Here is a 15,152-nt window from a genome sequence, read left to right as displayed (position 1 = left end):
ATGAAATGAGAATTCTTGTCGCAAATGATGACGGATTTGATGCACCAGGGCTTGCTCGGCTCATTAGTGTCGCTGAACACCTCAGTGACGATGTGTGGGTTGTGGCACCTGACGGTAAGCGGACCGCCGCGGGAGCATCCATTACAATCGGGCGACCGCTTATGATGGTTGAGCGCGCAGAGCGCCGATACGCTTGTTCAGGCACGCCAGCAGATTGTATCGTTACTGCAATGAGCTGGCTCTTTGACGGACAGAAGACACCCGATCTTGTTCTGTCCGGCATCAATGATGGTCGCAATGTCGCTGAGGATCTTGCCTATTCTGGGACCTTGGGCATCGCGCGTGAGGCCACTTTTTGGGGTATTCCGGCGATCGGGTTTTCCCGCGTTAAACTGGCTTTGGAAAAAGAAAGCGACATCAAATGGCTTGCAGATTTCGTTCGCCGGATAATTGAGCAGCGTGAAGCGATTTTTCTGGAAGGGCATTGGTTGAGTGTAAATCTGCCTGAGGTGCTGCCGGCACAGATCGTACAGCCAAGTATCGGTCGTGATAAAATTGGGACGCGCGCAGAAGTGCTTTCGAACGCTGGACCGAACACCGAAATCATAATCCCACGCGGCCGAGCCCATGCGGCGCATGCCGGTGACGACAACGACCTGATCGACCGGGGGAATGTTTGCATTAACCGTTTGAACTGGTTCGGCGAGACAATGCTTGCTCCCCAAAATCTGGCTGGCATCAAGCAAGATTGAGTGTTCGAACCCAGGCGAATTTTGAGCGAACAGTCTGAATGACAAGGGCTGTCGGAGCTGGTTTATGGAATCCACGATTATCATCATTAACTTGTGCGGTGCGGTTGCACTTTTACTGTTCGGTCTTGCGCAGGTTAAGGATGGTGTCCAGCGTGCTTTTGGGGCCAATCTGCGTGCAGGTCTTGCGAGAGGAACAAGCACCGGACCCCGCTCGTTTGTCGCGGGTTTTGTCGCAACCATCGGCCTTCAAAGTTCCACAGCGACTGCGCTCATGGTTGCATCGTTCGTGGAACGTGAATTTATTCAGCAAAATATGGCTCAGATTGTTCTGCTGGGAGCGAATGTCGGGACGGCTGTCACGGCTTGGATCGTCGCGACAGGTATAGAATGGCTATCGCCTCTCCTCATCCTCACTGGCATGATCATGTCGAAGAAGGGGACTGGCAACCGCCGCGGCATTGGAGCCATGCTCACAGGTATCGGATTGATGCTGCTTTCACTGCATCTGCTTAGTATGGCTACCGAACCCGTTCGCCACTCTCCGGCCGTGGCAAGTTTCGTCGCCATGCTAGACAATGCCTGGCCTGTCGCGCTTCTTTTCGCCGCCGCGATCGCATTTATTTCTTCGTCAAGTCTTGCAGCCGTTGTGCTCATCCTTTCTCTTGCTGCAACCGGTGTTTTGCCGCCCGCTCTGATCATTGTTCTTGTGCTCGGCGCTAACCTTGGTGGTGCCGTGCCGCCTGTTCTTGCTTCAATGGAAGCTGGGGCTTCTGCAAAACGGGTTACACTGGGAAATCTGATTGTTCGGGCCGCCGGGTGTTTGATAGCCCTTCCATTTGCTCAGTACGGGGCAGATCTTGCCGCAGCCGCGTCATTTTCTCCGGCAAAACTTCCGGTGGATGCGCATTTGGCGTTCAATATTGCGCTGGCGGTTTTGGCGTGGCCTTTGTCGAGCCTAGTGTCAAAGCTAATGGTGAGGCTTGTTCCAGAGCCACAACAGAATGAAACAGCCCCAAGCTTTCTTGATGTTCAGGAACTCTCCACTCCGGTTATCGCGCTGGCGAGCGCAACGCGCGAGGTTCTGAGTATAGGAGATTTGATTGAACGTATGCTGATGCGGCTATCATCGGCATTTCATAGCAATGATCCTTCGGCTGCTGCTGCAATTTCAGCGCTCGAACAGCGTGTTGATTTTCTACATCAGGAAGTGAAGGTCTATTTATCGCAGCTCGGCCGTCAGAAACTAAGCGAGGAAAATGACCGAAGGTCAGTTGAGATCATCGATTACGCGGTCAATCTTGAACATATTGGCGACATTATCGAGAAGAGCCTGGTGCCAGCTTTGGCCAAGAAGGCCGCACTTGGTCTTAAATTCTCAGAGGATGGTTTTGGCGAACTTTCGCGGCTTTTCGAGTTGACGATTGACAATCTTCGTGCGGCTCAGACCATTATTGCAACGAGGGATTTTGATCTCGCAAAGCGTCTGATGGAGATTAAGATTGAAGTGCGGCGGATGGAGAAGTTTTCTTCAGAACAGCATCTTGCGAGACTTCGTGATGGAAAAGTCGAAAGTCTTCGGTCAAGTTCTATCCATTTGGACATGTTGCGCGATTTAAAACGCATCAACGCGCATGTTGTATCGGTTGCGCACCCGATATTAGACGAGGCGGGACTGTTGAGCGACAGTCGGGTTGTTTCTGCCTGAAAGATGTTTTTATATCCATAAATGGTTTCGGGGCTCTGCTACTCGATCGTATTCCTAGGTATGATCGCATTTGCTAGGATACCATTTAACTCAGGGGCGTTGCGTAGCGACCTAGAATTGAGCGCCTGACAGTTTGGTATGGGATGTTGAAGGTTTACTGATGATTGAGACGGAGCGGTTGATCTTAAGAAAGCCTGTGGCAGGTGACTTTGAACCTTTTTATGAAATGTTCAAAGAGCCTGTTGTGACCGCTCATATTGGTGGCGTCCTAACACGAACCGAGGCATGGGCCAGGTTTCTGCGAGACATTGGCCACTGGACATTGGAAGGCTTCGGTCAATTCATAATCATCGAGAAATCGACCTCTTCCTTTGTTGGGAAAATGGGATTTGCCAAGTTCGAAAGAGATTTAGGGCGATGCGCCAGCACATCAATCGAGTGTACATGGACATTAACGGCCGCATTTCATGGCAGGGGATATGCAAGGGAGGCGGCGATCTCTGCGCACCGGTGGTTTGACGAACATCACATCAATCCAACGGCTTGCCTGATCGGGGAAGCGAACATTCCGTCCCTCAAACTAGCTGGTGCGCTTGGCTATGAAGAGATTGATCGTCTGCGGCGCCCTGCGGGCGAGGCGATCGTGCTCGAGAGAAAGATCAGGCAACGCTCTGCTACGGCTAAGTGAAATTATTGCTCGATAAAATGATTTTCCAGCCATCTGGAGGAAAAATCCGTTTGGCGCGGAGTTCCATGTCTCAGAAGCCACGATGCGGCGCTGTTTGCGTAATTCATGAATGCTTTTGCCGCTAGCCATAATAACAGGAGCCACTCTTTTGGTGCCCGAGGCGGACTAGTGGCAGGATCGCATCTGACACGGCGATTATCGCCGTTTGAACTGACGGGGCGTTGAAGTTGGCTGTCCAGACAAGGCAGGATTAACTTGCCGGGCAATAATTGCGATCCCTTAAAGTGCAACTTAGCGGTATATTGCGCTTATGCTTTTAGAGGCGTGCGAGCACGCGTTCATATCCCAGAAAGACTTGAAATTGCCTATGTGCTGCCGAAAAAGACGAATGCCCTATATCCTCTTGTTATCATCAAAATTTACAGATTGAATGCCCACTGACTCCATCGACATTGCTCGCATTCTCAACCGATTAACATTGCATGGTGACCAATTGTGAAAATTCTTCTTTCGCCCCAACTTACAATCTGTGGGATCCACGAACTGGTGATGCACAGTGACAAAAGCGTTACGCATGTCCTTTCTATAATAGACCCAGAGCGACCGGACCTGACTGAGTTTTCCGACTTTGGCGCGCATGAGCGCACGACTTTGCGTTTTCATGATATAATTGCGGATATTGAGGGACAAATTTTACCCTCGCAGGAGCATACCGAAGCAATTCTGAATTTTGGTCACGCTTTCCAGTCTCGAAAGGATGGTGATACCGAGGCTCATATTCTAGTGCATTGCCATATGGGTGTGTCGCGATCGACAGCAGCAATGCTCACTCTCATGGCACAAGCTGCTTCTGATGAACCGGCGGAAGTTCTTTTCCAGCGCCTCGCTAAGGTCCGGCCGCAGGCATGGCCGAATTCGCGCATGGTTGCCTTTGCCGACGAGCAGCTGGGACGAGGGGGCGAACTCAGCCGCGAGCTCGGTTATCACTATGGACGTCAGCTCACCAGTCGGCGTGAGATAAAGGACTGGATGATATCCCTTGGTCGCGGTGCAGAGGTGGAAATGGCAAAATTCAACTAAAGGACACATCCGGGCTTTTTGCTCGAACTTCACGCTACTTACGTGTTGCGCAAGGCAGTTCGGAGGATATGACTTCCGTCCGTGGAGGCGGCTTACTTAAATTTTCTACGCCTCGTTGCACGCTTCTGTCAGAATTTGTGCACTGGATTTTAAGTTGAGAGTTGCGTTTCGATCAATGCTCTCGCGGCTTGTCCCGCAGTTTCGAGATAGGATGGGTCGCGGTGTAGCATCACAAGTGCAAAACCGCCATTCATGAGCAGAACAATTTGTCTGGCTAGCGCCTGGGGACAGCTCGACACATTCCCTGACGCATATTCCTCTGCAAGCCAGGCTTCGATTTTCTTCTTATGAATCCTGGCGGCTTCGAGAGCTGGATGACCGGGCATGTTAGCGAGTTCCGCGGCTGTGCGCAAAAAACCACATCCGCGCCAATTTCGGCTTCCTGTCGATTTAGCCAGATTGTTGAATAAGGCTTGTGTCTTCTCAGAAATATTGCCGTGCATATCGCGAAACCAGCGCTTGAAAAGCAATTGGTTCGGCAAATCTCTTCCATCGAGATATGCGGCGATCAAATCGTCTTTGCTTTCGAAATGATAGTAGAGGGTGCGCTTGGTGACGCCAGCCTTTTCAGCCACTGCATCAAGGCTGACGGCACGCACGCCATCCATAGAGAACAGCTTCGCAGCAGCGTTGATGATACGGTCCCGAGTCGGAGGTGTCGGCGCTTTCATGGCAACAATGTATACCGACCAGTGAATATACACAAGCTGCAAGTTGAGGCAGCTTATGCTCAGTAAGGCTTCAAAAAAAGGAACCAAAATGAGCAGCTCAATATTAGTCGATCGCGATGGTCCAATCACAACGCTCACGCTTAATCGTCCTGAAAAGCTGAACGCGTTGAACTATGAACTGATCGATCGCCTCCTTGCACTACTTGACGAAATTGAAGTCGACGACCGCGTTCGCGTTGTTATTTTGACGGGTGCCGGTGAGCGAGCTTTCTCCGCAGGCGGTGACATTCATCAATTCTCAAAGAGTGTGGCAGAGGGGCCGGATGCTGCCCTGCAGGCTTTCGTTCATCGAGGTCAACGGCTGACTGCAAGGCTTGAGGCCTTTCGAAAGCCAATAGTTGCTGCCGTCAACGGTCTTGCTTATGGCGGTGGCTGCGAAATCACTGAGGCTGTGCCACTGGCCATCGCCAGCGAAAGAGCCACTTTCGCCAAGCCTGAGATTAATCTGGGAATGCCACCCACCTTTGGCGGTACGCAGCGTTTGCCGCGTTTGGCAGGGCGAAAACGTGCGCTTGAACTTTTACTGACTGGCGATGCGTTTTCCAGTCAACGCGCCATGGAATTGGGCTTGATCAACCAGGTCGTCGAGCATTGCGACCTGTTACCTGCCGCACATCGATTGGCAGGACGAATTATCCGTCATTCTTCGTTGGCCGTCGCAAGTATTCTCTCCGCTGTCACACGTGGCATCAACCAAAGCATAAGTGAAGGCCTTTTGATTGAAGCAGAGCAGTTCGCTCGGATGGTTCCCACGGAGGATCTTCGCGAAGGGCTGGAAGCATGGATTGACCGTCGCACGCCGTGCTACTTGGGGCGATGGCCCCGACCATAGCGACTTTGGTGTCGGCGAAAGAAGGAAGAATATCGAGCGGGTCGCCCATGACCCGCCCCTTTTTGTTCGTATTGTCCCTCAGTGCAACCGAAGGTCTTTAGTTAGCGCGAGCAGAAGTTTTTTTGACAAGAAACGTGGATATCTTTTCGGAAAACAGACGGCGCTTACCGCCAATCAGAATGCAATATGGACTCTCATGGTCCTGCTGCGCAGCTGGCATAACTTGATCAACAAGCGCTTCCGCACATGCTAACCGTCGCCATCTTCCATGGGGCTGTTTATTGAAACCCCGCTCAATATGCCGCATTCGAGGAGGGCTCGCGTCCTTCACCCCCAACTACAGCACAACCCATGCAGCGATGATTTGCAGGAGAAGGGCCTACATCATCTGCGCGTCTCCCGAGATGCCCGTTATCTAGTTTCAAAAACAGAATGTGAGCGGTGACGTAGTCGATCAGGACGAGGTTGCATTTTCGACGTGAGATCGTCGGCATCGGCAAAGATTTGTCGTAGAAACTTGTAGCGGTGAGAGAGAAGAGCGCGACCGGAATTGGCGGCGAACCACTTTTGGTTTGGAGGCGCAAACTACCTGGTGCCCTCAGGTTAGAGCGTTCTTTTCTAAGTCAGTCTTCATTTCGCACTGAAACCACTCACAAATTTCGTGTGTGAGTGAGGGAAAAGGCCTCGATTTGGGGACGATCAAGCGATGGATTCGTCCGGTCGAGCGTTGTTTCTTCGATGCTCTAACCAGGGTCTTTTCATTCAAAGCACTGGCGATCACACTAATCCATCCCAATGCTATTCCCTTGCCTTGCGTCGCAGCTTGTAAGATCACCGCATAATCTGAAAATTCGTTCCAGATGCCTGCATTCGCCGCTGTGTGAGCATCCAAGAATGGCTGCCATTGGGTGCGGTGGTGATCAGTCAAATGTAAAAATAGGTGACGTGAAACATCTTCATCATCAATACTTCCGTGACTTGCAAGATACTGGGGACTGCAAACTGGCATGATGATCTCAGGTGCAAAATCCCATATGTCATATCGAGGGTCGTTGTCTTCAACAATTCTCGTGGCAATATCCACGTCGCCCGTCACTTCACGCATGACCCCTGAGATGAGTTCAAAACGCAAGTCTACGTTTGGAAAGGCTGCATTGAAATCGCCAAGTCTGGGGATGAGCCAATGGGTAGCAAAAGAGCTCGACATGGACATTGTGATCGAACGCTTGCCTGCCTTTTCACGAACATCTCTTATTACTTTGCTGACGGCAGTCATGCTCTCTCTGACTGAAACAACCAACTGCTCACCTTCGAGCGTGACGATCAGCCCTTTTGAGTGACGGTCAAACAAACGGAAGCCTAACTCGTTCTCCAACTGTGAAATACATCGGCTGATCGAGGGTTGGGTCACGTTGAATTCAGCCGCCGCACCCGTGAAACTTCCATGACGTGCAGCGGCTTCAAAAACCAGAAGGGACCGCGGTGAAGGAATGAGGCGTGAAAGTTGTTCTGTCATACGCTCAGCGTATAGCACCATACGTTTTTTGAACCTACAAATAATTCTGTTTCTGCAGGCTAATAGCGGAAGGCAAGCTCCACTGGAGGTATTTACCCAACAGCAGGTCAAAACGGTTGCGAAACCGTCGAGATCCCACCGGAGTTGCCAGTAACCTGTAATGGAGCAGCTTCGTGAGTGTGATATCGATTGCTAAACCTGGAAATGAGAAAACAGTGAGCGGTGATCCGCTTTTGCAACCATTTCAGCTGAAGCACTTGCTGTTGAAGAACCGGATAATCAGCACCTCTCATGCTTCCATGCTCGATGATGGTGGTATGCCGCTTGAGCGCTACCAGCTTTATCATGAAGAGAAGGCTAAGGGCGGCCTGGCAATGACAATGATCGGTGGCTCCGCCATGTCGTCACGGGATTCAAGCTGGGGCGGTGGACAACTCAATTTGAGCTCCGACGCCATTGTTCCACATCTAACCGCCATGGCAGAGCGTATTCATAAGCACGACTGCGCGATCATCTCGCAAGTTTCCCATCTCGGCAGGCGCGCAACCGCCTTTTCAAGTTCGTGGCTGCCGGTGGTTGCTCCATCACGCGTGCGCGAGACGCGCAACCGAAATTTTCCGCGTGAAATGGATCGTTATGACATTGCGCGGATCGTAACCGACTATGCGAAGGCAGCGCGCCGTTGCTTGGAGGCTGGACTTGACGGGATTGAAACCGTCACTGGTGGACATTTGATCGGGCAATTTCTTTCTCCTCTGACCAACAGACGCACGGATGAATTTGGCGGCAGTTTGCGCAATCGAGCGCGATTTGGCCTTATGGTGCACGAAGCCATCCGCAAGGAAGTCGGAGATCAGTTCATCGTCGGGATCAGGTTGGTCATTGACGAGGGTGGAGACGGTGGTTTGAGTGCGGAAGAATGTGCCGAGATTGCCGAGATTTTCCAATCTGAAGGGACAATCGACTACTTCAATAGCATATATGGGCGCATGGATTCCGATCTACTCCTTTCGGAACATAATATGCCTGGGCTCTTTCAAAAAAGTGCGCCGTTTCTCAAAGAGGTTGAAGCTTTTCGTCGGACAGTCAAGCTTCCACTTATCCACGCAGCTGGTGTGCGGGATGTAGCGACAGCTCGACATGCAATTCGTGAAAACATTGTCGATCTTATTGGAATGACGCGGGCGCATATCGCCGATCCACAGATCGTCAATAAAATTATGCGAGGAGATGAGGAGCGTATCCGCCCTTGTGTCGGCGCATCCTATTGTCTCTATAAAAAAGTGCATTGCGTTCATAATCCATCCAGCGGCCGCGAGACTGTGTTGCCACATCAACTGACAAAAGCAGAAAACTGCCGGAAAGTCGTTGTGGTTGGTGGTGGGCCTGCCGGTCTGGAAGCTGCTCGTGTGAGTGCGGAACGTGGGCATCATGTTGTTCTTTTTGAAGCAGCAGCTGAGTTGGGCGGTCAAATACGTATTGCGGCTACCCCGAAGCAACGCCGCGATCTCCAGGGAATCGTCGATTGGCGCGTGCAGGAAATTGAACGGCTGGGTGTCGATGTCCGTTTGAACGCATATGTTGACGAATCTGATGTTCTTAGTGAACAGCCCGATGTGGTCATTGTGGCAACCGGCGGGCTTCCGGATCTGGAATTTATTGAGGGTGGCGAACTGTGCACCAGTGTTTGGGACATTCTCACCAATGCTGTGCCCGCTCATGAAGATATCCTGATCTTCGACGGAACGGGCCGCCAGAGCGCGGCGTCTTGCGCTTTGGAACTCACGACAAGAGGCAAGAAAATTCACTACGCGATGCTGGACGAAATGTTGGCTTTTGAAATGTCTTACACCGACAAATCTGGCTTCCGAAAAAAATTCGCCGAATTAAACATTCCAAGAACCGTTGATGTCCGTCTTATCAAGGTCGAGAGGACAGACAATGGGTTGCAGGCGTATTTCCAGAACGAGCTGACGGGTGAGATCACGACACGAGTGGCGAGCCAAGTCGTTGTCGATAACGGCACAATCCCACTCGCCGATATCTTTTTTGCCTTAAGAGAGAATGCAGCCAATCTTGGGGAAACACATTTCGAACTGCCTGAAGCCACAGATCTGGCCGCTGCACGGAGTGGCTTTGAAGTTCATCGCATCGGCGACGCTATCGCCAGTCGAGACATTTACTCGGCCATTCAGGATGCGTTCCGCCTTTGCAGCATAATCTGATAACAAAACCAAAGAGGGTGAACTGGAAATGTCCAAAATCAACATCTGTTACAAAAACCTCAGTGAAACAGAAAAGTTAACACTTGATCAGAACCTCCGCTCGGGCGCATCGCGTCGCGATGTGCTTAAGATGCTGCTAGCGGCGGGTATGACGGTGAGCGGCGCGGGCGCAATCGCGACGCACGCGACGGAAGCATTTGCGCAAACTGCAAAGAAAGGTGGCAAAATACGCGTTGCGACTTATGCCAGCAGCACCGCCGATACACTTGATCCGGCACGCGCGATATTTAATATCGACTATATTCGCGTCAACAGCATCTATAATGGTCTCACTCGGCTTGACGATACGCTCACGCCACAAATGGAACTGGCAGAGGCGTTCGAGACAGACGATGCCAAGCGCTGGATCATCAAGTTGCGCAAGAACGTCGTTTTCCACGATGGTTCCCCGTTTGGTGCCGACGATGTCGTCTTCACGCTTTTGCGTCATAAGGACCCGGCAACCGGATCCAGCGCTAAAGCGATTGCCTCTCAAATCGATACGGTCAAAAAGACCGGTGATCATGAGGTTTCGATCGAATTGACCGGTGCAAATGCCGATCTTCCGGCTCTGATGGGAACGCCGGCGTTCCTAATCGTAAAAAATGGCACCAGTAACTTCAATCAGGGTATTGGAACTGGCGCATTTAAAATCACGGAATTCAGCCCTGGCACTCGATCACGCATGAAAGCAAATGAAAACTATTGGAAGCAAGGGGGCGGACCTTATCTCGATGAGATTGAGATCTTTGCTATCCAAGAGGAGACAGCGCGGCTCAATGCATTACTAGCGGGTGACGTCGACATTATTGCAAACGTTAATCCCCGGGCGGCTACCCAAATCACTGATGCAGGTCACCAGTTGCTGCGCACCGTTGCCGGCCAATATACCAATCTGATTATTCGTCTCGATCAGGATCCGGGCAACAACGGAAAATTTGTCCAGGCAATCAAACATCTGATCAACCGAGACCTCGTGAGCAAGGCGGTTTTTCGAGGTTTTGCGCAACTGGGGAACGACCAGCCGATCCCGCCGTCGAGCCGCTTTTACCGCCAAGACCTCGCACCAACGCCATACGATCCAGAGAAAGCAAAGTCGTTGCTCGCAGAGGCGGGTCTCATCGGCAAGACAATTCCAATTGTTGCTTCAAGTGCTGCACAGCAATCTGTCGAGATCGCAATGGTCTTGCAGCAGGCAGCGTCAGAAATTGGTCTAAATTTCGACGTCCAGCGCGTTCCGGCTGATGGTTACTGGTCGAACTATTGGCTCAAAGCGCCAATATGTTTCGGCAATATCAATCCGCGTCCAACGCCTGATGCGATGTTCTCTCAATTCTACAAATCTGACGCAAGCTGGAATGAGAGTAAATTTCAGAACGAGAAATTCGATGCGCTGCTCTCCGAAGCCCGTGGTCTTACCGACGACGCAAAGCGGATGGAGATTTACAGCGAACTACAGGGGATCGTGAGTGCCGATGCTGGCACAATCATTCCAACGTTTTATGATGGACTTGATGCTTATAGTGGAAAGGTCAAAGGTATCCGCCCATTGCCGAGCGGAAATCTGATGGGCAATTCCTTTGCCGAATATGTGTGGCTGGAAGCCTGACCTTTGGTCATGTAATCCTGCTTTTGTGGTTTGGGCAGAACATTTGTTTTGCCCAAACTGGCTGTTTCACCCGAGAATGGGGCCGCGCATGACCATAAAGTCACCATTGTTGAACCTTGTTGCCAAGCGCCTTGTTGTTGCGGTCGTTACGCTTTTGATTGTTGCGTTTACGATCTTCTTTGCAACCGCGATGCTGCCTGGAGATGTGGCAGAGATCCTGCTTGGGCAGGCAGCAACCCCTGAAGCGGTTGCCGGACTTCGTCAGGCGATGAACCTCGACCAGCCGGCTTTTCTGCGCTTTTTGTATTGGCTTGGAAACTTGCTTCGCGGTGATCTTGGTGTCTCTTATGTCAATAATGTCCCGATTGCAGATTTGCTGGGCAACCGGCTGGTGAATTCGCTGAAGCTTGCCGGTGTGACGGCTGCGATCTCGGTACCGGTTGCCTTGTTTCTCGGCATTACGGCTGCAATCATGCGGGGTACGATTTACGATCGCCTTGTTTCGATTATTACGATTTCGGTTATTTCGGTGCCGGAATTCATGGTCGCAACCATCGCAGTGATTGTGTTTGCGGTTTATCTGGGCTGGCTTCCCGCTCTTTCGATGGCCAATGAGGTGACATCCTTTCTTGGGCTCCTCAAAGTCTTTGCCATGCCGGTCATCACCCTTAGTTTTGTGATTTCGGCGCAGATGATCCGCATGACACGAGCAGCGGTTCTTGAAACACTCAACACAGCCTATGTCGAGATGGCGCTTTTGAAGGGGGCTTCACGCAGTCGGATGGTGATTGTGCATGCCTTGCCCAATGCACTTGGGCCCATTGTGAATGCGGTGGCTTTATCGCTGTCTTATTTGCTTGGCGGTGTGATTATCGTTGAAACCATCTTCAATTATCCTGGCATTGCCAAGCTGATGCTTGATGCTGTTGCAACGCGTGATCTGCCGCTTATTCAGACCTGTGCGATGATCTTTTGTTTTGGCTATCTTCTGCTCATCACCATAGCCGACCTTATTGCCATCGTTTCAAACCCGAGGCTGCGATAATCATGACCGCTTCTGTTTCAAGTCAGCGCAAGTCAAAATCTCCCCGCTTTGGTTATCGGGTTAATCTGGTTGGTACGGTTTCGTTCCTGATCATCCTGTGCTGGGCACTGGTCGCCATTGCGGCACCCTGGATCGCGCCGCATCCGGTTGGAGAGATTGTCGATTTTGATTTCTTTGGCCCTATAAGTTCCCAGTTTCCGCTGGGGACTGATTATCTGGGCCGCGATATGCTCTCGCGGATTATCTATGGCGCACGCTTTACCGTTGGCATCTCGCTTGCGGCGGTGTTTCTGGCCTGTTTCTTTGGTGTGACGCTTGGAATGAGCGCTGCAGTGATTGGCGGATGGTTTGATTCCGCCCTGAGCCGCTTTCTGGATGCGCTGACATCGATACCGAGCAAGATCCTTGCATTGGTTATTGTGGCTGGTGTGGGGTCTTCGATCCCGATCCTGATTATCACGATGGCAGTGATTTACACGCCGGGCAGTTATCGCTTTGCCCGTGCATTGGCGATCAACATCAACACCATGGATTATGTGACGGTTGCCCGCGCACGTGGGGAGAAGATTGGCTACCTTATTCGCTCTGAGATCTTGCCGGGCATTATCGGACCGGTTCTGGCTGATTTTGGTTTGCGGTTTGTGTTTATCGTTCTGCTGTTGTCGAGCATGTCCTTTCTTGGGCTTGGTGTTCAGCCACCCTTTGCTGACTGGGGCGCGTTGGTGAAAGAAAATATCGGTGGCCTCTCCTTTGCAGCGCCTGCCGTGGTGTTTCCTTCGATTGCCATTGCAAGCCTCACCATCAGCGTTAATCTGCTGATTGATAATCTTCCGCAAAAGATCCGCGACAGGAGTGAATGAATGCGTAATCTTGTCGAGATCAAAAATCTGCGCGTGGATGCAAAGACGGATGCAGGACGTACGGTTGAGATCATCCGTGATGTGAGCTTTGAGATTGCAGAAGGGGAGATTGTTGCCCTTATTGGCGAGAGTGGTTCTGGAAAGACGACGATTGCGCTCACATTGATGGGTTACACGCGTCCGGGTTGTCGCATAACGAGCGGCACAATAGCGCTTGCAGGGCAGGACATTGTCACGCTTTCGGAGGGCAAACGGGCAGCCAAGCGTGGGACGGAAGTGTCTTATGTTCCGCAAAGTGCTGCAGCCTCGTTTAACCCCGCCCACCGCATCATGGATCAGGTCATTGAGGTGACGAAGATCCACAAGCTGATGTCGAAGGAGGAGGCACGCAAGAAGGCTGTTGAACTGTTCAAGGCGCTTGCCTTGCCCCATGCTGAAACGATTGGCGATCGCTATCCGCATCAGGTGTCGGGCGGGCAATTACAGCGGCTTTCCGCAGCCATGGCGCTTATTGGCGGCCCCAAGCTTGTGATTTTTGATGAGCCGACGACGGCCCTTGATGTCACGACACAGATTGAAGTGTTGCGTGCGTTCAAATCGGTGATGAAGAAGCAGCATATTGCCGGTGTTTATGTCTCCCACGATCTTGCGGTTGTGGCTCAGATTGCAGACCGGATTGTGGTGCTTAAGGGTGGGGAAATCCAGGAAATGGGTTCCACACAAGATATTCTGCATAATCCGCAGCATCCTTATACGAAGGAACTGCTGGCAGCCTTTGAGCCTGTCGCTCATGCGCGTGCAACAATGGATGAGCAGGAGAGGCAAAGCCCCGCGCCACTTTTGAAGGTGGAGAACATCCTTGCCGGCTATGGTGTGGTGGGAACCGGTGGTGAACCGGCGATGATTGCGGTCGACAATGTCAGTCTTGAACTGTCGCGGGGGCAAAACCTAGGGATTATTGGTGAATCGGGTTGTGGCAAGTCCACGCTTGCGCGGGTGATTGCGGGTATCTTGCCTGCGGCGCGGGGCAAAATACGCTTCGATGGCGAGGACATGCCAAGCGATCTGCGCTATCGTAGTCGCGAGCAATTGCGCCAATTGCAGATTGTCTTTCAATTTGCTGATACCGCACTTAATCCGGCCAAATCGATTGGGGACATTCTCTCCCGCCCATTGAGCTTTTATCACGGTATGGACGGCAAAAGCCGGGAAGCACGGGTCGACGAACTGCTTGATATGGTGCGGATCCCGCGCACTATGCGCTATCGCAGGCCTGGTGAATTATCCGGTGGTCAAAAGCAGCGCATCAATCTTGCCCGGGCTTTGGCCGCCAATCCCAAGATGATCATCTGCGATGAAATCACTTCGGCGCTCGATACCGTCGTTGCTGCGGCCATCCTTGATCTGTTGAAGGAACTCCAGCGCGAACTGTCGCTTTCCTATCTGTTTATCAGTCACGACCTTTCCACCGTTCGCGCGATCTGTGACGAAGTGATCGTGATGTATGGGGGCAAGAAAGTCGAGCAGCTGCGTCCCGACATGATGGGAGGCGAGGCGAGCCATCCTTATTCAAGGCTGCTGTTCTCGTCCGTCCCAAAACTCGATACCAACTGGCTCGATAACCTCAAACAGGAGCCTGTGCTGAGCCGCGAATTTCGCCGCAATTGAAATCGTTGCAAAGGCTTTGAAAGACTGTCTTTACAGCGATTGAATATCATCAGACGCGGGTGGTGCTATCAATTGGATCCAGATACCCGTGCTAGCGGCTGGAAATAGAAAACCTCACCTCTATTATTGCAGCGGTACCCGAACTCGAAGGATATGGACATTTAAACAGATTTTGGATCTGCTGAGGCAGTCTATGGCAAGATGTGACGGGTCGTTGATTTCAACAAAGCCGCAGGTTCATCTAAGCTGCATCCCTAAAAGCGCGAAGCGGCTGTAGGTAAATGCCGGAAATAACAGATAGAAAGAGCATTTCCGTGGTTTCAACGAAAACTGGAAATGCTC

At 51.6% G+C, this 15,152-nt stretch carries 12 protein-coding genes; 10 read left to right on the top strand and 2 right to left on the bottom strand.

What is annotated here, in order from left to right; genetic code table 11:
• Positions 1-5: 5 nt before the first annotated feature.
• The 4 genes from KMS41_21855 (at position 6) to KMS41_21840 (ending at position 4,225) form a co-directional block, all read left to right on the top strand.
• A complete protein-coding gene (locus tag KMS41_21855; protein QWK80401.1) occupies positions 6-752 on the top strand; it encodes a 5'/3'-nucleotidase SurE in 747 nt (248 codons plus the stop codon).
• Between the two features lie 64 nt (positions 753-816).
• Positions 817-2,457: a Na/Pi cotransporter family protein gene (locus KMS41_21850; protein QWK80400.1), complete on the top strand. Its 1,641-nt coding sequence runs from the start codon at positions 817-819 to the stop codon at positions 2,455-2,457.
• Between the two features lie 160 nt (positions 2,458-2,617).
• Complete coding sequence (locus KMS41_21845; protein QWK80399.1) at positions 2,618-3,145, top strand: GNAT family N-acetyltransferase; 528 nt, start codon at positions 2,618-2,620, stop codon at positions 3,143-3,145.
• Between the two features lie 495 nt (positions 3,146-3,640).
• The gene (locus KMS41_21840; protein QWK80398.1) at positions 3,641-4,225 is read left to right on the top strand and encodes a protein-tyrosine-phosphatase; all 585 of its coding nucleotides are present in this window, start codon (positions 3,641-3,643) and stop codon (positions 4,223-4,225) included.
• A gap of 149 nt (positions 4,226-4,374) precedes the next feature.
• Here the strand turns inward: KMS41_21840 and KMS41_21835 are convergent, their stop codons facing one another.
• Entirely contained in the window at positions 4,375-4,956 is a 582-nt protein-coding gene (locus tag KMS41_21835; GenBank protein QWK80397.1) for a TetR/AcrR family transcriptional regulator, read from the bottom strand.
• Between the two features lie 88 nt (positions 4,957-5,044).
• On the opposite strand from KMS41_21835, the gene KMS41_21830 reads away from it, so the two are divergent.
• A complete protein-coding gene (locus KMS41_21830; GenBank protein ID QWK80396.1) occupies positions 5,045-5,848 on the top strand; it encodes a crotonase/enoyl-CoA hydratase family protein in 804 nt (267 codons plus the stop codon).
• A 598-nt stretch (positions 5,849-6,446) separates the two neighbouring features.
• Here KMS41_21830 and KMS41_21825 read toward each other — a convergent pair.
• Positions 6,447-7,364, bottom strand: coding sequence for a LysR family transcriptional regulator (locus tag KMS41_21825; GenBank protein QWK80395.1), 918 nt, complete (start codon positions 7,362-7,364; stop codon positions 6,447-6,449).
• A gap of 182 nt (positions 7,365-7,546) precedes the next feature.
• On the opposite strand from KMS41_21825, the gene KMS41_21820 reads away from it, so the two are divergent.
• The 5 genes from KMS41_21820 (at position 7,547) to KMS41_21800 (ending at position 14,810) form a co-directional block, all read left to right on the top strand.
• A complete protein-coding gene (locus KMS41_21820) occupies positions 7,547-9,589 on the top strand; it encodes an NAD(P)-binding protein (GenBank protein QWK81162.1) in 2,043 nt (680 codons plus the stop codon).
• A gap of 28 nt (positions 9,590-9,617) precedes the next feature.
• Positions 9,618-11,237: an ABC transporter substrate-binding protein gene (locus tag KMS41_21815; GenBank protein ID QWK80394.1), complete on the top strand. Its 1,620-nt coding sequence runs from the start codon at positions 9,618-9,620 to the stop codon at positions 11,235-11,237.
• Between the two features lie 94 nt (positions 11,238-11,331).
• Positions 11,332-12,282 (top strand): ABC transporter permease, encoded by a 951-nt coding sequence (locus tag KMS41_21810; GenBank protein ID QWK81161.1) that lies wholly within the window; start codon positions 11,332-11,334, stop codon positions 12,280-12,282.
• Positions 12,279-13,142: an ABC transporter permease gene (locus KMS41_21805; protein ID QWK81160.1), complete on the top strand. Its 864-nt coding sequence runs from the start codon at positions 12,279-12,281 to the stop codon at positions 13,140-13,142. Before KMS41_21810 ends, KMS41_21805 begins: the two co-directional genes overlap by 4 nt.
• The gene (locus KMS41_21800) at positions 13,143-14,810 is read left to right on the top strand and encodes an ABC transporter ATP-binding protein (GenBank protein QWK80393.1); all 1,668 of its coding nucleotides are present in this window, start codon (positions 13,143-13,145) and stop codon (positions 14,808-14,810) included.
• The last annotated feature ends 342 nt before the right edge of the window (positions 14,811-15,152 follow it).

The organism is Ochrobactrum sp. BTU1, assembly GCA_018798825.1.
Lineage (GTDB): Bacteria > Pseudomonadota > Alphaproteobacteria > Rhizobiales > Rhizobiaceae > Brucella.
The sequence above is the reverse complement of the archived record's forward strand: the minus strand, read 5'-3'. Positions and strand labels throughout refer to the sequence as shown.